Source organism: Bradyrhizobium algeriense (assembly GCF_036924595.1).
GTDB lineage: Bacteria > Pseudomonadota > Alphaproteobacteria > Rhizobiales > Xanthobacteraceae > Bradyrhizobium > Bradyrhizobium algeriense.
This window is the reverse complement of the sequence record NZ_JAZHRV010000001.1, coordinates 5,554,482-5,570,897: the sequence shown is the minus strand read 5'-3', so window position 1 is coordinate 5,570,897 and position 16,416 is coordinate 5,554,482. Positions and strand designations below refer to the sequence as shown.

Annotated in this window: 12 protein-coding genes; 8 read left to right on the top strand and 4 right to left on the bottom strand. The window is 63.5% G+C overall.

Translation table 11 applies throughout. The annotated features are described in order from the left end of the window. The first annotated feature begins 22 nt into the window (after nucleotides 1–22). The 5 genes from kdpB (at nucleotide 23) to V1286_RS26885 (ending at nucleotide 7,055) form a co-directional block, all read left to right on the top strand. Nucleotides 23–2,140, top strand: coding sequence for a potassium-transporting ATPase subunit KdpB (gene kdpB, locus V1286_RS26905; protein WP_334484717.1), 2,118 nt, complete (start codon nucleotides 23–25; stop codon nucleotides 2,138–2,140). A gap of 113 nt (nucleotides 2,141–2,253) precedes the next feature. Beyond that, entirely contained in the window at nucleotides 2,254–2,856 is a 603-nt protein-coding gene (locus V1286_RS26900) for a K(+)-transporting ATPase subunit C (protein ID WP_334484715.1), read from the top strand. Nucleotides 2,857–2,897: 41 nt separating this feature from the next. After that, the gene (locus V1286_RS26895; RefSeq protein ID WP_334484713.1) at nucleotides 2,898–5,612 is read left to right on the top strand and encodes a sensor histidine kinase KdpD; all 2,715 of its coding nucleotides are present in this window, start codon (nucleotides 2,898–2,900) and stop codon (nucleotides 5,610–5,612) included. Next, nucleotides 5,609–6,298 carry a response regulator gene (locus V1286_RS26890; RefSeq protein ID WP_108519043.1) on the top strand — a complete coding sequence of 230 codons (690 nt, stop codon included), beginning with the start codon at nucleotides 5,609–5,611 and terminating at the stop codon, nucleotides 6,296–6,298. Before V1286_RS26895 ends, V1286_RS26890 begins: the two co-directional genes overlap by 4 nt. Before the next feature lie 151 nt (nucleotides 6,299–6,449). Then, nucleotides 6,450–7,055 carry a pyridoxamine 5'-phosphate oxidase family protein gene (locus V1286_RS26885; RefSeq protein ID WP_334484710.1) on the top strand — a complete coding sequence of 202 codons (606 nt, stop codon included), beginning with the start codon at nucleotides 6,450–6,452 and terminating at the stop codon, nucleotides 7,053–7,055. Between the two features lie 7 nt (nucleotides 7,056–7,062). Here the strand turns inward: V1286_RS26885 and V1286_RS26880 are convergent, their stop codons facing one another. After that, entirely contained in the window at nucleotides 7,063–8,670 is a 1,608-nt protein-coding gene (locus V1286_RS26880) for an AMP-binding protein (protein WP_334484708.1), read from the bottom strand. A gap of 177 nt (nucleotides 8,671–8,847) precedes the next feature. On the opposite strand from V1286_RS26880, the gene V1286_RS26875 reads away from it, so the two are divergent. After that, nucleotides 8,848–9,087 carry a DUF6496 domain-containing protein gene (locus V1286_RS26875; RefSeq protein WP_334484706.1) on the top strand — a complete coding sequence of 80 codons (240 nt, stop codon included), beginning with the start codon at nucleotides 8,848–8,850 and terminating at the stop codon, nucleotides 9,085–9,087. Between the two features lie 87 nt (nucleotides 9,088–9,174). Here the strand turns inward: V1286_RS26875 and ku are convergent, their stop codons facing one another. Next, entirely contained in the window at nucleotides 9,175–10,059 is an 885-nt protein-coding gene (gene ku, locus V1286_RS26870; protein WP_334484704.1) for a non-homologous end joining protein Ku, read from the bottom strand. Between the two features lie 101 nt (nucleotides 10,060–10,160). Here ku and ligD point away from each other — a divergent pair, with 101 nt between their 5' ends. Continuing rightward, nucleotides 10,161–12,806 carry a DNA ligase D gene (ligD, locus tag V1286_RS26865; RefSeq protein WP_334484702.1) on the top strand — a complete coding sequence of 882 codons (2,646 nt, stop codon included), beginning with the start codon at nucleotides 10,161–10,163 and terminating at the stop codon, nucleotides 12,804–12,806. A 106-nt stretch (nucleotides 12,807–12,912) separates the two neighbouring features. Here ligD and V1286_RS26860 read toward each other — a convergent pair whose 3' ends face one another. After that, nucleotides 12,913–13,077 carry a DUF3309 family protein gene (locus tag V1286_RS26860; RefSeq protein ID WP_082649702.1) on the bottom strand — a complete coding sequence of 55 codons (165 nt, stop codon included), beginning with the start codon at nucleotides 13,075–13,077 and terminating at the stop codon, nucleotides 12,913–12,915. A gap of 163 nt (nucleotides 13,078–13,240) precedes the next feature. Between V1286_RS26860 and V1286_RS26855 the strand changes: the two genes are divergently transcribed. After that, a complete protein-coding gene (locus V1286_RS26855; RefSeq protein WP_334489925.1) occupies nucleotides 13,241–13,552 on the top strand; it encodes a polyhydroxyalkanoic acid system family protein in 312 nt (103 codons plus the stop codon). A 70-nt stretch (nucleotides 13,553–13,622) separates the two neighbouring features. Here V1286_RS26855 and treY read toward each other — a convergent pair whose 3' ends face one another. Further along, entirely contained in the window at nucleotides 13,623–16,412 is a 2,790-nt protein-coding gene (treY, locus tag V1286_RS26850) for a malto-oligosyltrehalose synthase (RefSeq protein ID WP_334484696.1), read from the bottom strand. Nucleotides 16,413–16,416: the final 4 nt, after the last annotated feature.

Sequence of the window (16,416 nt, the reverse complement as noted above, 5' to 3'; positions counted from 1 at the left end):
GGCGCCTTTGGAGTCTACGGCTATGGAAACCATGAAACTGCAGAAAAAAGTGACTGCGTCGGCCATGCTCGATCCCAAAATCGTCGTGCCCGCGATCCGCGCGGCATTTGCAAAACTCGATCCGCGGCTGATGATCAAGAATCCTGTGATGTTCGTGGTCGAGATCGTCGCAGCCCTCACCACCGTGATCTTCCTGCGCAATCTGGTGACGGGCGGCGAGGGCCTCGCCTTCACCTTCCAGATCATCCTGTGGCTGTGGTTCACGGTGCTGTTCGCCAATTTCGCCGAAGCCGTCGCCGAAGGCCGCGGCAAGGCGCAGGCGGAATCGCTGAAGAAGACCCGCACCGAGAGCAAGGCGAAGCTGCTGGAAGGCTCCGACAAGTCCTATCGGCTGGTGTCCGGCACCAGCCTCAAGGTCGGCGATATCGTCCTGGTCGAGGCGGGCGACAACATCCCTTCCGACGGCGAGGTGATCGAAGGCGTGGCGTCCGTGAACGAGGCGGCCATCACCGGCGAATCCGCGCCCGTGATCCGCGAATCCGGCGGCGACCGCTCGGCGGTGACCGGCGGCACGCAGGTGCTGTCCGACTGGATCCGCGTCCGCATCACGGCGGCGCAAGGTTCGACGTTCATCGACCGCATGATCAAGCTGGTGGAGGGCGCCGAGCGGCAGAAGACGCCGAACGAGATCGCGCTCAATATTCTGCTTGCGGGCTTAACCATCATCTTCGTGTTTGCCACCGTCACGATCCCGAGCTACGCGGCCTATGCCGGCGGCTCGATTTCGGTGGTCGTGCTGGTGGCGCTGTTCGTCACGCTGATCCCGACCACCATTGGCGCGCTGCTGTCGGCGATCGGCATTGCCGGCATGGACCGTCTGGTGCGTTTCAACGTGCTGGCGATGTCCGGCCGCGCGGTCGAGGCGGCGGGCGATGTCGATACGCTATTGCTGGACAAGACCGGCACCATCACGCTCGGCAACCGTCAGGCGACGGAATTCCGCCCCGTGCGCGGCGTCACCGAGCAGGAACTGGCGGACGCGGCACAACTCGCGTCACTTGCCGACGAGACGCCGGAAGGCCGTTCGATTGTCGTGCTGGCAAAGGAGAAATACGGCATCCGTGGCCGCGACATGAAGGAGCTCAACGCCACCTTCATTCCCTTCACCGCGCAAACGCGCATGAGCGGCATCGATGCCGGAACATCCTCCGTCCGCAAGGGCGCCGTGGATGCGATCCTGAATTACGTCGATGGCGGCGGCGCGGTGCGCGTGGTCGCTGCTGGAAATACGGCGCGCGCTTTGCAGTCGGGCGCCATCTCGGAGGCAGCGCGCGAGATCCGGGCGATTTCCGATGAGATCGCCAAAGCCGGCGGCACGCCGCTGGCGGTCGCGCGCGACGGTAAATTGCTCGGCGTCGTGCACCTGAAGGACATCGTCAAGGGCGGCATTCGCGAACGCTTTGCCGAACTGCGCCGGATGGGCATCCGCACCGTGATGATCACGGGCGACAACCCGATGACGGCAGCTGCCATCGCCGCAGAAGCCGGAGTCGACGACTTTCTCGCCCAGGCAACACCGGAAGACAAGCTGAAGCTGATCCGCGACGAGCAGGCCAAGGGCAAGCTGGTTGCGATGTGCGGCGACGGCACCAACGACGCGCCTGCGCTGGCTCAGGCCGACGTCGGCGTCGCCATGAACACCGGCACGCAAGCCGCGCGGGAAGCCGGCAACATGGTCGATCTCGATTCCAATCCCACCAAGCTGATCGAGGTGGTCGAGATCGGCAAGCAACTCTTGATGACGCGTGGCGCGCTGACGACGTTCTCGATCGCCAACGACGTCGCAAAGTATTTCGCCATCATCCCGGCGATGTTCCTGGCGTTCTACCCGCAGCTCGAAGTGCTCAACATCATGCACCTCGCCAGTCCGCAAAGCGCGATCCTGTCGGCGATCATCTTCAATGCGCTCATTATCATCGCGTTGATCCCGCTGGCGCTGAAAGGCGTGGCGTACCGCGCCGTCGGCGCCGGCGCACTGCTGCGCCGTAACCTGCTGATCTACGGCCTCGGCGGCATCATCGTTCCCTTCATCGGCATCAAGGTAATCGACCTGGTGGTGGCTGCCTTGCACCTGGCCTGAACCCAACCGTCATTGCGAGCGCAGCGAAGCATCCATCTCACCACGTCAAGAAAGCTGGATTGCTTCGTCGCTTCGTTCCTCGCAATGACGCGATACACCTACGGAGGACCACAATGCTCAGAGAAATCCGTCCCGCTATCCTCATCCTGCTCCTGCTCACCGCCATCACGGGCGTCGCCTATCCCCTCGCCATGACCGCCATCGCCGGTGCGATCTTTCCGAAGCAGGCGCAAGGCAGCCTGGTCGAGAAGGACGGCAAGGTCGTCGGCTCCGCGCTGATCGGGCAGGAGTTCAAGACCGATAAATATTTCCACGGTCGCCCGTCCGCCACCACGGCCCCGGACCCGGCCGATTCCACCAAGACGGTCTCCGCCCCCTACAACGCCGCCAATTCCGGAGGCTCCAACCTCGGCCCGACCAGCAAGGCGCTGGCCGACCGGATCAAGGAAGACGTCGAGAAGTTGAAGGCCGAAAACCCGTCCGCCGCCGTGCCGGTCGACCTCGTCACGACGTCCGGCAGCGGGCTCGACCCTGATATCTCGCCGGAAGGCGCGCTGTTCCAGGTCCCCCGGGTGGCAAAGGCCCGTAACCTGCCGGAAGCCCGCGTTCGCGAACTGGTCGTGGAGCATACGCAGGGCCGCATGGCTGGATTGCTCGGCGAGCCCCACGTTAACGTGTTGGCGTTGAATCTGGCATTGGACGAGGCCTCAAAATGAGACCGGCTAGGCCGGCCCGGGCGTGAGGGCTATATTGCCGCATGGTCCAAACCCGCCGCGACCCTGAACAGCGTCCTTCGCCGGAAGCCCTCCTGGAGGCGGCCCGGCGCGAGGACAGCCGCGCGGGCCGGCTCAAGATCTTCGTCGGCGCCGCCCCCGGCGTCGGCAAGACCTACGAAATGCTGCAGAGCGCCCATGCCAGGAAGAAGGCCGGCGCCGATGTCGTTGTTGGCGTGGTCGAGACCCATGGCCGGGCGGAAACCGAAGCGTTGCTCAAAGGCCTTGAAGTGCTGCCGCGCAGGCGGCTCGCCTACAAGGAGCAGACGCTCGAGGAGATGGACCTCGACGCGCTGATTGCGCGGCGGCCGCAAATTGCGCTGGTCGACGAACTCGCCCATACCAACGCCCCGGGCAGCCGTCATCCCAAACGCTATCTCGACGTCGAGGAATTGCTGTCCCACGGCATTGACGTCTATACGGCGGTCAACATCCAGCACATCGAAAGCCTCAACGATGTGGTCGCGCAGATCACGCATGTGCGGGTGCGGGAGACCGTGCCGGACAAGGTGTTCGATCGTGCCGATGCCATCGAGCTGATCGACCTGACGCCCGACGATTTGATCCAGCGGCTGAAGGAGGGCAAGGTCTATGTCCCCAAGCAGGCCGAGCGCGCGCTGGAGCATTATTTCTCGCCGGGCAACCTGACCGCGCTGCGCGAACTGGCGCTGCGGCGTACCGCCGAGCGGGTCGACGAACAGTTGCTCACCCATATGCAGGCCAACGCCATCGACGGACCGTGGGCCGCCGGCGAGCGCATCCTGGTCTGCGTCAGCGAGGACCCGCGCGCGGCAGGGCTGGTGCGCTACACCAAGCGGCTGGCGGACCGGCTGCACGCGCAATGGACCGCGATCGGCATCGAGACGCGGCGCAGCCTGCAACTGACCGACGAGCAGCGCGACCGGCTGGCCGACACCATGCGGCTGGCGGAAGCGCTCGGCGGCGAGGCGCTGACCATTCCCGGCGTCGGTCGCCGCATCGCCGACGACGTCATTCATTTCGCGCATGCCAACAACGTCACGCAGATCATCATCGGCAAGTCGACGCGCTCGTGGTGGTTCGAATTGACGCGCGGTTCTGTCGTGCACGATCTGGTGCGGCGCGCCGGCAATATCAGCGTCCACGTCATAGCGGGCGACGAAGAGGGGGTGGCAAAGCCGGCGGTGCAGACTGCGGCGCGGCAGGAAGCTTTCAATCCGCGGCCTTACCTGATGGCGCTGCTGGTCGTCGCGATCGGTCTCGGTGCTGCAGAACTGATCCATCCGCTGTTCGGCATCGAGAACGTCGATCTGGTATTTCTCACCGCCGTGGTCAGCGTTGCCGCGCGGTTCGGCCTGTGGCCGTCGCTGCTGGCAAGCGTCGCGGCATCGCTATGCTACAATTTCTTCTTCATGCCGCCGGTCTATACCTTCACCATCGCCGACCCGACCAATATTGCGGCCTTTTTCCTCTTCATGTTGGTTGCGGTGTTGGTTTCCAATGTCGCGGCGAGGGTGCGCTCGCAGGCCGATACTGCGATCGGCCGGGTGCGTACCACCGAATTGCTCTACGCCTTCAGCCGCAAGCTGGCCGGCACTGCGACGCTGGATGACGTGCTATGGGCAACCGCCTATCAGACCGCGTTGATGCTGAAAGTGCGGGTGGTGTTGCTCTTGCCGGAGGAGGGCATGCTCACCGTGAAGTCGGGCTATCCGCCGGAAGACCAGCTCGACCAGGCCGATCTCGCCGCCGCCAACTGGGCGTGGAGCAACGACCGTCCGGCGGGGCGCGGCTCGGACACGCTGCCGGGGGCAAAGCGGCTGTTCCTGCCGATGCGGACCGGGCGCGGCGCGATCGGCGTCATCGGCATCGACGACGATCGCACGGGTCCCTTGCTGACGCCGGATCAGCGCCGCCTGCTGGATGCGCTGGTCGACCAGGGCGCGCTCGCGATCGAGCGGGTGTTGCTGGTCGAGGACATGGACCGGGTCAAGCGCACGGTGGAATCCGACCGCCTGCGCGGCGCGCTCCTGACCTCGATCTCGCACGACCTGAAGACGCCGCTGGCCTCGGTGCTCGGCGCCGCCAGTACCCTGCGCGATCTCGGCACCGGCCTCAACGACGCCCAGAAAAACGAACTGCTCGCCACCATGATCGACGAATCCGAGCGGCTCAACCGCTTCATCGCCAACCTGCTCGACATGACCAAGCTCGAATCCGGCGCCGTCGTTCCCAACACCGCGCGGCACGATATCGGCGAGATCGTCGGCAGCGCCTTACGCCGTGCCGGCAAGATCCTCGTGCATCACAAGGTGTCGCTGGAGCTCGGCCCCAATCTGCCGATGCTGGAGCTCGATGCCGTGTTGTTCGAACAGGTGCTGTTCAACCTGCTCGACAATGCCGCCAAATACGCACCACCCGGCACGACGATATCGATCCGGGGAGCGCGCGATCAGGGAAGGGTCTTGCTGCAGATCCTCGACGAGGGCAGCGGCATCCCGCCGGAAGAGCTGGAGAGCGTGTTCGACAAGTTCTATCGCGCGCAGAAGGGCGACCATGTCCGTCCGGGAACGGGTCTTGGCCTGGCGATCTCCCGTGGCTTTGTCGAGGCTATGCACGGCACGATCTCGGCCGCCAACCGCGCCGATCGCCGCGGCGCGGTAATAACCATTCGGCTGCCGATACCGGTCGCAAGTAACGCCCTGGATACCGCCGCATGAACGCCGCAGCGATCAAGGTCCTGGTCATCGACGACGAGCCGCCGATCCGCAAGCTGTTGCGGATGGGGCTGAGCACGCAGGGCTACGACATCCTCGAAGCCTCCAACGGCAAGATCGCGCTGGAGAAGCTGGCCGAGGGGCCGGCGCTGATCATCCTCGATCTGGGCCTGCCCGACATCCAGGGACATGACCTGCTGCGCATGATCCGCGGCCGCAACGAGAGCGTGCCGATCGTGGTGCTGTCGAGCCGTGGCGACGAGGCCGGCAAGGTGCAGGCGCTCGACCTCGGCGCCGATGATTACCTGACAAAGCCGTTCGGCATGGATGAACTGCTGGCACGGATGCGCGCGGCCTTGCGGCACCAGTTGCAGGTGCAGGGCGAGCGGCCGGTGTTTCGCGCCGGCGATCTCTCCGTCGATCTGGTCCGCCGCATCGTCAAGACCGGCGAGCGCGAGGTGAAACTCTCGCCGAAGGAATACGATCTGCTGCGCGTGCTGGTGCAGCACGCCGGCAAGGTGCTGACCCATCGCTTCCTGCTCAAAGAGCTCTGGGACGAACTAACGGACGCGCAATACCTGCGCGTCTATGTCCGCCAGCTCCGCCAGAAGATCGAGGCCGATCCGGAGCGTCCGCAATTCGTGCTGACCGAGACCGGCATCGGCTACCGGTTGCGCGCGCCGGATTGATCATGCCTCCGATGGCGGCGATCCCTGCACTTGACTTGTCATGCGGGTCGGCTTGCCGCATCCGGTGTTGCCATAAAGTGATATGCTCCCCGTAGGGATCTGTCCCGGGCTGACCACGCCCGCCGGGTGAAGCAGAGGAGGAAGTATGGCCATGGCTGAAAGCGTCATGTATCACGAAGGCAATCGGCAATTGCAGGATCAGTTCGACAGCCGCCGGATTTCGGACCGGCTGGAAGAGAAGCTGATGCGCAAGGAATTTTCGGCTGACGACAAGCAGTTCATCGAAGGCCTGCCGTATTTCTTCCTGGCGACGGCCGACACCGAGGGGCGGCCCGATTGCTCGTTCAAGGGCGGGGCGCCGGGCTTTGTGCGCATCACCGGACCTTCCGAGATCGCATTTCCCGACTATGACGGAAACGGCATGTTCAAGAGTCTCGGCAACATCGTCGCCAATGCCGATGTCGGCCTGCTGTTTATCGCCATGCACGACAAGCCGCGGCGCCTGCGGGTCAACGGCAGCGCACGCGTGAGTGACCGCGATCCGCTGCTTGCGGAGACCGTCGGCGCGCAGCTTGTCGTTCGTGTCACCGCGCGGGCGATCTTTCCGAATTGTCCGCGCTATATTCCGACGATGAGTTCGATCGAACCGTCGATGTACGTACCCGCCGCCGGACAGGACGCGCCGGAGCCGGCGTGGAAGGGCTTTGCGGACTTCAAGGACTGCATTCATCCACGGCAGCCGACATTCAAGGGTTAGCGGCGACCTAGATCGCCGCCATCTCACCTTTGCTCCAGGCTTCGCGCAGCTTGAACTTCTGGATCTTGCCTGATCCCGTCAGCGGGAACGCGTCCACGACAAACCAGTGCTTCGGCGTCTTGTGCGGGGCGAGCAAGGCGCGCATGTAGTCGATCAGTTCTTCCTTTTCGATTGTTGCGCCGGGCGCCGGGCGGATGAAGGCGGCAACCTCTTCACCCCACTTCTCGTGGGGAACGCCGATCACGGCGACTTCGCCGACCTTGGGATGCTTGAACAGAAGCTCCTCCAGTTCGCGCGGATAGATGTTCTCGCCGCCGCGGATGATCATGTCCTTGAGGCGGCCTTCCACCGTGCAATAGCCGCGGGCGTCCATCGCGCAGAGATCGCCGCTATGCAGCCAACCGTCGGCATCGATCGCGGCGGCGGTCGCATCAGGCATTTCGAAGTAGCCGAGCATCACGTGGTAGCCGCGGGTGCAGAACTCGCCGATCGTGCCCACCGGAACGGTCTCGCCGGTGTTGGGGTCGATGATCTTGTTTTCCATATTGGGAAGCGGCAGGCCGATCGTGTTGGCCTTGTCCTCGACGCTGTCGGTGGTGCGGGTTTGCGCCGCGACCGGGGAGCATTCGGTCTGGCCGAAAACAATCGTGAAGGGCGCGCCGAGCTTTTCCTCCAATAGCCGCACCAGCGCGGCCGGCACCGTGGAGCCGCCCGAGCAGATTGCCTTGACGGATGACAGATCGGTTGTCGGGAATGTCGGGTGCTCCAGCATCGCAACCAGCATGGTGGGAACGCCGAGCATCGCATTGCCGCGATAGGTCCCGAGCATTTCCAGCACCAACCCAGGTTCGAAAGCCTCGATCAGCACTTGCGTTGAGGCTTTCGATACCGCGCCGATCACGCAGCAGACGCAGCCGCCGGTATGAAACAGCGGCATTGTGGTGACGAAGACGTCGCCGGGATCGACGCCCATCCGGTCGGCGGTGTCGGCGCCGTTGTTGAGAAGTCCGCGATGGTGGAGCAGGGCGCCCTTCGGAAAGCCCGTGGTGCCCGAGGTGTATTGGATCATGACGGGATCGTCGGGACTCACCGCCGGCAGTATGACGCTCTCGTCGTCGCCTGCCGCGATGAACGCATCCCAATCATCGAAGCAGATGATCTCGCGCAGTTCGGGGCAGTTCGGCGCCACTGCCTGAACGGTCTCCAGCATCGGGTTGCCACGAAAACCGTTGACGACGAAGATGCCGGCCGAGCGCGACTGCTTCAGCACATACTCCACCTCGCGCGCGCGAAAGGCCGGGTTCACGGTGACGAGGATCATGCCCGCCATGCCGGCGCCGAATTCGAGCATCACCCATTCCGGGATGTTCTGCGCCCAGACGGCAATGCGCTCGCCCGGTTTGAAGCGCGACAGCAACGCGCGGGCGGTGCGCTCGGCCTCACGATAAAGCTGCGCGTAGGTCCATTGTCGCCGCAGTTTTGGATCGGGGACGCCCGCAATCAGGGCCAGGCGGTCGGGCGCCGCCTCAGCCGCCTTGCGCAAGAGATCGCCGAACGTCATCTCCCGTACCGCAGGCGTCTTTGGGCCTGCGACGTGCGACTTCGTCAATGTCATCAATTCCTCCCCGGTCCGGGGACGGCGCCGTTCTTGCTGCCGGCGTTTCAGTCGTTCCCCGGCAGCCAAAATGCCTTCCGTCGCCGGGCAATGCAAGCGGACTATGACGTGTGAGGAACTTTGCATGCCACTGGTGATTACTTTTTCGCCAAACGGAGGAAAGCCGGAGGAAAAGCGATGGCACCAAGATATTCGAAGACGGCGTCGACCGATGTCGGGCGCGCGATGAAGAAGCGCAAGGTAGGCACGCTGAAGAGCGGCCGCTCCGGCAGGACGGTCAAGAGCCGCAAACAGGCGATCGCGATCGGACTGTCGGAGGCGAGGGCCAAGGGCAAGAAGGTGCCGAAGAAAGCAGCCAAGAAGCGGAAGACGGCGAAGAAAACAGCGAAGAAGCGGAAGGCGAAGAAGCGGCGGTAGCACCGTCATTGCGAGCGAAGCGAAGCAATCCAGAATCCCGGCGGGGCTCTGGATTGCTTCGTCGCTTTGCTTCTCGCAATGACGGTACTACCCCGCCTTTCGGTGCCTCGCCGCGGAGCGGTGAGCCTTCCTCGGCGTGCGGCGTGTCGGCGTCCGCCGCTGCGCCGGGGCATGCGCGCGCCGTTTCGCCGCCGACTTGCCCTTCAGGCTCGCCTTGAGTGCGTCCATCAGGTTGATGACGTTATCAGGCTTTTCCTCGCGCTCCGTGACCTTGATCGGCTTGCCGGAGGCTTTCCGCCGCACCAGCGCCTTCAGCGCGTCCTCGTATTCATCCCTGAACTTCGAGGGATCGAAATGCGCCGCCTTGGTGTGCAGGATGTGGCCCGCGAGCTCGATCATGTCCTTGGTGATCTTCGGGGTCTTGATGCCGTCGAAATAGTCCTCCTCGTCGCGCAGCTCGTAAGGATAGCGCAGCGTGGTGCCGAGCAGGCCCTTGCCGAGCGGCTCGATCGTCATGACGTGCTCGCGGTTGGTCAGCACGATGCGCGCCAGCGCGACCCGTTCCTCATCCTTCATGGCGTCGCGGATCACGGCGAAGGCGTCGACCGCGGCCTTGCCGTCGGGGGCGATATAATAGGGGTTATCGAGATAGCGCTTGTCGATCTCATCCCTCGGCACAAAGCTGTCGATGTCGATGGTGTGGTTACTCTCGATCTGGACGGCTTCGAGTTCTTCCTTTTCGACCTCGACATATTTGCCCTTGCTCAGCTCATAGCCGCGGCCCTTCTGGTCGCCTTCGACGACATCGCCGGTCTCGGCATCGACCATCTGCTGCTTCAGCCGGTTGCCGGTCTCCCGGTTGATCATATGGAAGCGGGTCTTCTCGGCGGAAGTCGAGGCCGGATAGAGCACTACCGGGCACGACACCAGGGAGAGTTTCAGCGAGCCTTTCCAGTAGGCGCGGGGGGCCATTTCAATCTCCGGGCGCGGGTTGGGTTTGGGAACTTCAACGGTTAGTATGGGTTTTCGTTCCGGTATTGCAGCGGGGCGCTCTTGAAGGTCGAGGTTTGCCCGTGGCGTTGAAGAAACTCAGCACGTACCGGAAGAAGCGCGATTTCGGCAAGACCGCCGAGCCCTCCGGCGACGTCAAGGTCGCGCCGGCGAAGCAATGGCGATTCGTGATCCAGAAGCATGACGCAACCCGCCTGCATTACGATCTCCGGCTGGAGTTCGACGGCGTCTTCAAGTCCTGGGCAGTCACCAAGGGTCCGTCGCTTGATCCGCACGACAAGCGGCTGGCGGTCGAGGTCGAGGACCATCCGCTCGATTACGGCGACTTCGAAGGCACCATTCCCGAAAGCGAATATGGCGGCGGTACCGTTCAGCTTTGGGATCGCGGCTACTGGGAATCCGATGATCCCGAGCGCGGATTCAAGAAGGGGGATCTGAAGTTCACCCTGCACGGCGACAAGCTGCACGGCAGCTGGGTGCTGGTCCGGATGAAGGGCGACCGCTACGGCGGCAAGCGCACCAACTGGCTCCTGATCAAGCATCGCGACGAATTCGCACGAGAAGGCGAGGCCAACGATATTCTGGAAGAGGACCGCTCCGTCGCCTCCGGGCGATCGATGGCGCAGATCGCCGAAGGCAAGGGCAAGGCACCAAAGCCATTCATGCTGGCCAAGGGCAAGGCGAAGGCCGATGCGGTCTGGCATTCGAACCGGGGCGAAGTGGCTGACGCGCGTCCCAGCAGGAAAACAGCAGCCCTGCGGGCGACGCCGGAGACCAGGACCCGCGCACCGGTGCAAAGCGCCAAGCCGAAGAAGGTTTCCGCGATGCCGGATTTCGTCGCGCCGCAGCTCTGCGCCTCCGTCGAGCGGCCGCCGAACGCGGAGGGCTGGTGCCATGAAGTCAAGTTCGACGGCTATCGCGTGCAGTTGCGGATCGACGATGGCGATGTGGCGCTGTTGACGCGGAAAGGCCTGGACTGGACCGACAAGTTCGGCGCCATCGCGAAAGCAGCCAAGGCGCTACCCGATGCATTGATCGACGGCGAAATCGTCGCGCTGGACCACAACGGCGTGCCCAGCTTTTCGCCGCTGCAGGCAGCGATCGCCGACAACAAGACCGGTAACCTCATTTTCTTTGCGTTCGATCTCCTGTTTGCCAAAGGTGAGGATTTGCGCGCGCTGCCGCTGCGAGAACGCAAGGAACGCTTGAAGCGCCTACTGGAGCGACGGAGCGGAAAAGAAAAGCTGATCCGCTACGTCGATCACTTCGAGGACCGCGGTGCTGCCGTACTGGAATCAGCAAAGAAACTGGAACTGGAAGGCATCGTTTCCAAGAAGCTGGATGCGCCGTACCGCTCGGGACGCACCGAGAGTTGGACCAAGGCCAAGATCCGCGGCGGGCAGGAGGTGGTGCTGGGCGGCTGGAAGACGACCAACGGCAAATTCCGCTCGCTGATGGCGGGTGTCTATCGCGGCGGTCATCTGGTGTTCGTCGGCCTCGTCGGCACCGGCTTCGGGCAGGACGTCGTTCGGCGCATCACGCCGGCGTTGAAGGCAGCAGCCTCGGACAAGAGCCCGTTCGGCGGCAAGGATGCGCCGAAGAAGGCCCGCGACGTGCACTGGCTGAGGCCTGAATTGGTCGCCGAGGTCGAGTTCGCGGGCTGGACCGATGGCGGCAACATCAGGCAGGCCGCGTTCAAGGGGCTGCGTCAGGACAAGCCGGCGAAGGAGATACGCGCGGAGAGGCCTGCCATGACCCAAATTGCAAAGCCCGTAACGCGGTCCGCGAAATCATCGGCCAAATCGGCCGAGGTGATGGGTGTTACGATCTCAAAACCCGACAAGGCGTTGTGGCCCGATGGCGGCGACGGCGAGGGCGTCACCAAGCTCGACCTCGCGCAATATTTCGAGGCGGTCGGTGAGTGGATGATCGCCCACCTCAAGGGCCGTCCGTGTTCGATTCTCCGCGCGCCCGACGGCATCAACGGCGAAAAATTCTTCCAGCGTCACGCCATGCAGGGCGGCTCCGATCTCCTGAAGCTTGCCAAGGTCGCGGGCGACCGCAAACCCTATTTGCAGATCGATCAGGTCGAGGGATTGGCGGCGGTGGCGCAGATCGGTGGGCTGGAGCTGCATCCCTGGAATTGCGCGCCCGATGATTACGACACGCCGGGGCGGCTGGTGTTCGATCTCGATCCCGCACCCAACGTTGAATTTTCGGAGGTGATCGAGGCTGCCAAGGATATGCGGCAGCGGCTGACGGCGGTCGGCCTTGAAAGCTTCTGCAAGACCACCGGCGGCAAGGGCATGCATATCGTGACGCCGCTGCTCCACGGCTCAAGGGACAAGGTTACCTGGAAGGAGGCCAAGGCGTTTGCGCAAGGCATTTGCCAGTGGATGGCGACCGATGACCCCGAGCGCTATCTGCTCAACATGTCGAAGAAGCTGCGCAAGGGAAAGATCTTCCTCGACTACCTCCGCAACGACCGGCTGTCGACGGCGGTTGCCGTGTTGTCGCCGCGTGCGCGCGACGGCGCCACCGTCTCGATGCCCTTGACCTGGCCGCAGGTGCGCGGCGATCTCGATCCGAAGAAGTGTACAGTGCGCACCGTGCCGGCGCTGCTGGCGAAGACCAGGGCATGGGACGGCTACGACGATGCGGCAGCGTCGATCAAGGCGGCGATGAAGAAGCTGGCTGGGAAGCTGTAGAAGTAGGGTGGGCAAAGCGAAGCGTGCCCACCATTCGATAGCAAAAGAACAGGTGGGCACGGTGCAAGAGCGCCTTTGCCCACCCTACGGTTCGCCGCCGCGCTCCCTAAAGCTTCCCGAGCAGCAGCAGGATCAGCAGGATCACGATCACAAGACCAAGACCGCCGCCGCCGTAATAGCCCGTGCCGTAGAACGGTCCACCGCCGACGCCGCTGAAGCCGCCGAGCAGGGCGATAATAAGAATGATCAGAATGATTGTGCCGATAGACATAAATTTCTCCTCAGCCCGAGGGGCGTTCTGCATGTTCTGCCCATCACAGGGAACAACAACCGGGAGTCACCTAAGTTCCGTTTTGCGCCGCGATATTGCGCGCGGCCCTTCTTTTCGAAGCGCGTGTAATTACATGCAGTTGGATAACAGAGAGATTTTTGCCATGAACAAGCCGCTGGTGGTTTCGATCCCGCATAGCCTCGGACGCGAGGAAGCCATGCGCCGCCTGAAGACGGGGCTTTCGCGCGCCGCTTCCAGCGTGCCGGTGCTGAGCGTCGATGAGGAGCGATGGGAAGACAACCGCATGATCTTCCGCGTGCGCGCCCTCGGGCAGGCCGCGGCCGGCCATGTCGACGTCGCGGAAGATCATGTGCAAGTGGAAGTCGTGCTGCCGTGGCTGTTGCAGCGTTTTGCCGAGGTGGCCCAGGCTGCAATCCAGAACCGCGGCAAGCTGTTGCTGACCAAGAAAAGCTGACGTCGCCATAGCGTTTTCGAGCGAAGTGGATACCGGTTCGCGTCAAGAAAACGCGTCAAAACATGAGTCGCTAGGTGTGCGCGCGTTCGCGCGCCGGCTTTACCGCGCCGGTGAATCTTGCTTTCAGCACGGCGACCGGCAGATGCGTCAGCAGGTCGGACAGGCGCAATTGTTTGGCATCGGCATCGGCAAAGCCTTCGACCGCATAGCCTTCGACGTTTAGCGCGGCATCGTAGTTCTCCGGACCAGGCCAATGTCGGCCGCCGTCGGTCAACGGCGCAAACCACCGCGTGACCACGGTGATCGCGGCCTCGCGGCCGCGCCGTCGGGCGAACGCGATGAAATGGTCGCGATGCGGCCCGCTCACTTCCAAAGGCGCGTACTCTCCGCCGGTGAATATATCGGCGAGCCCGGTTCGAAGCTTGAGCAGGTGCCGTGTCCAAGCCAACTTCAGATGGCCGCTCGGCCACTTCTCGACCAGCCGGTCCCAATCCGGTTTCTCCAGCGCGTCGAGCCGCCCTGCGCGTTCGGCAAAGTCGACCGGCCGCCGGTTGTCGGGATCGACCAGTGAATAATCCCAGAGCTCCGTGCCCTGATAGAAATCCGGCACGCCCGGCATCATGGCCTTCAGCGTGATCTGACTGAGCGAGTTCAGTACGCCCAGCAGCGATAGCCGCTGCGCCAGCGTCTGCAGCGAGTTCAGGAATTCGCCTGAGAGTGAAGGATCGAGAATTTTTTCGACGAAGCTTTTTACGCCCTCCTCATAGGCTGCGTGAGGATTGAGCCAGCTCGTTTCCTGCTTGCCCTCGCGCGCAGCCTTCAGCGCATATTCCTGCATCCGCTGCGGAAACGAAGCGTCGTCCGGCTGCCATGCCCCGAGCAGCGCCTGATACAGCATGTATTCGAATGTTGCCGACGGCGCGCGAAAATCGCCATCGACGAGCAGTTGCGGCGCGTTGAGCAGCTTCCATCGGGCCACGGCGCTGGTCCATTCGCCCGGAATTTCCGAAAGCGCCATGATGCGCGCTCGCGCGTCCTCGCCACGCTTGGTGTCATGCGTCGCGGTCGCCGTCATGCCATGCGGCCATTCGCCGGCGCGGGCCCGCATCATCCGATGAAACTCGGCGGCGGAAAGCGCTCTTGCCGCCGGGTCGCCGCCGACCTCATTGAGGGCGAGCAGGCGGTGGTAGCGGTAGAACGTCGTGTCCTCCAGCGACTTCGCCATCATGGGGCCGGTGAACTGCTGCACCTTCAATGCGAAACGTCTGACGCGCGGCGCGCTGTGGTGCGCGCTCCCGGGCTTGATCAGGTCCATCGTCAGGGTGTCGCGCAGGAAATCAAAAATGCCGTCGTCGGCGGCAAACCAATCGGCGCGCGCCCGTTCGATCGTCCCTGATATCAACTCGCGATCATGCGCTGATAGCCCTGAGGATGTCAGGTAGGTGCGGTACACCGGGAAGTGCAGCACGTAGAGCTCGAGCGCCTGCCGCAGGCTGTCGGCGGAATAGTCGCGGGTGGAGTAATGTCCGCTGGCAATCCGCGCCAGGAGGCGTGTCAGCACCGTAAACTCGCTGGTCAACAGCGTTTCCAGCACGCGGCGTTTTGCATCCCGCAGGATCGGTTCGAGTTTTGGCGACTGGTTGCTGACCTGCCGCCAGATCTCATCGAGCGGCTCCAGGCCGCTTCCGTCGGTCAGCACAAGGGTGATGACGTTCATCCACTCATAGCCGGTGGTGCCGTGAACGTCGGCGAATGACGGCAGCTTTTCGTGTTCGCCGAGAATTTTCTCGATCACCACATAGAAGGGCCTGCTGCGGCCGCCATGCGCGTCGCGGACCAGCCGGCGCAGGCGCTGGAAATACTGCGCGGGATCGCGCAGGCCATCGATGTGGTCGAGCCGCAACCCGTGAAGCTTTCCCTCCGCAATCAGCCGTTTGACCAGCCGATGGATCGCCTCGAAGGTGCCGGCGTCCTCGACGCGCAAGCCCGCCAGCGTATTGATGTCGAAGAAGCGCCGGTAGTTGATGTCGCTGGACGCGAGCCGCCAGTGGCCGAGCTTGTAATGCTGGCGCTCGAGCAGATGGTGCAGTGAAAGCGTCGACGTGGTGCGATCCGGCCCGGCGCGATAGGCCGATAGCCCACGCGCGATGATGTCGGCGGCATCAGCGATGCCTTTCAGTTCAGTCTTGAAGGAAGGCGCTTCCTTGCGGTTGGGGCGTCGCGGCCCCTGATAACGGGAGGCCAGCGCAAGCATGGCTTTGCCGGGCGCGCTCTCTTCCGCACCAGCGTCCTCGACGATCATGCGCAGGATTTCGCCGTAACGTTCCGGCGCGATCGGCAGCCGGTGCTCGAAATACCAGGCTGAGAAACTGCCTTCGGCGGGATCGTAGCGCAGTTCGATCTCGCCGTTTTCCAGCGCCTGTCCGTAGGACGAGCCGATGATCGGCAGCAGTACGCCGCCGCGTGCACGATACGGCAACTGCTCCCAGTCGATGTCGAAGGAGGCTGCGTGCGGCGAGGCCGGACCCCACTCCAGCACGTCAAGCCACCAGGGATTATCGTCGTAGTGCACGCCGACATGGTTAGGCACGAAGTCGAGGATCAGCCCGAGATCGTGTTGCCGCAGCACCGCGCTCAGCCGCTCGAAGCCTTCCTCGCCGCCGAGCTCCGGATTGAACTGGGCGTGGTCGGTGACGTCATAGCCATGCGCGCTACCCTTGCGGGCCCGCATGAAGGGCGAGGCATAGAGATGGGTGATGCCGAGCGCCTTCAGGTAGGGCACCACGGACGCGGCGGCGTCGAAATCGAAATCCGCCGATAGTTGCAGGCGATAGGTCGCGATCGGGATCGCCGGGGGCATTGTC

Coding starts and splice junctions, on each gene's coding strand:
- V1286_RS26880 (WP_334484708.1), bottom strand. CDS start 8,670: ATGACATTGACGAAGTCGCACGTCGCAGGCCCAAAGACGCCTGCGGTA.
- ku (WP_334484704.1), bottom strand. CDS start 10,059: ATGGCCCCCCGCGCCTACTGGAAAGGCTCGCTGAAACTCTCCCTGGTG.
- V1286_RS26895 (WP_334484713.1), top strand. CDS start 2,898: ATGGTCCAAACCCGCCGCGACCCTGAACAGCGTCCTTCGCCGGAAGCC.
- kdpB (WP_334484717.1), top strand. CDS start 23: ATGGAAACCATGAAACTGCAGAAAAAAGTGACTGCGTCGGCCATGCTC.
- V1286_RS26875 (WP_334484706.1), top strand. CDS start 8,848: ATGGCACCAAGATATTCGAAGACGGCGTCGACCGATGTCGGGCGCGCG.
- V1286_RS26885 (WP_334484710.1), top strand. CDS start 6,450: ATGGCTGAAAGCGTCATGTATCACGAAGGCAATCGGCAATTGCAGGAT.
- V1286_RS26890 (WP_108519043.1), top strand. CDS start 5,609: ATGAACGCCGCAGCGATCAAGGTCCTGGTCATCGACGACGAGCCGCCG.
- V1286_RS26900 (WP_334484715.1), top strand. CDS start 2,254: ATGCTCAGAGAAATCCGTCCCGCTATCCTCATCCTGCTCCTGCTCACC.
- V1286_RS26860 (WP_082649702.1), bottom strand. CDS start 13,077: ATGTCTATCGGCACAATCATTCTGATCATTCTTATTATCGCCCTGCTC.
- V1286_RS26855 (WP_334489925.1), top strand. CDS start 13,241: ATGAACAAGCCGCTGGTGGTTTCGATCCCGCATAGCCTCGGACGCGAG.
- treY (WP_334484696.1), bottom strand. CDS start 16,412: ATGCCCCCGGCGATCCCGATCGCGACCTATCGCCTGCAACTATCGGCG.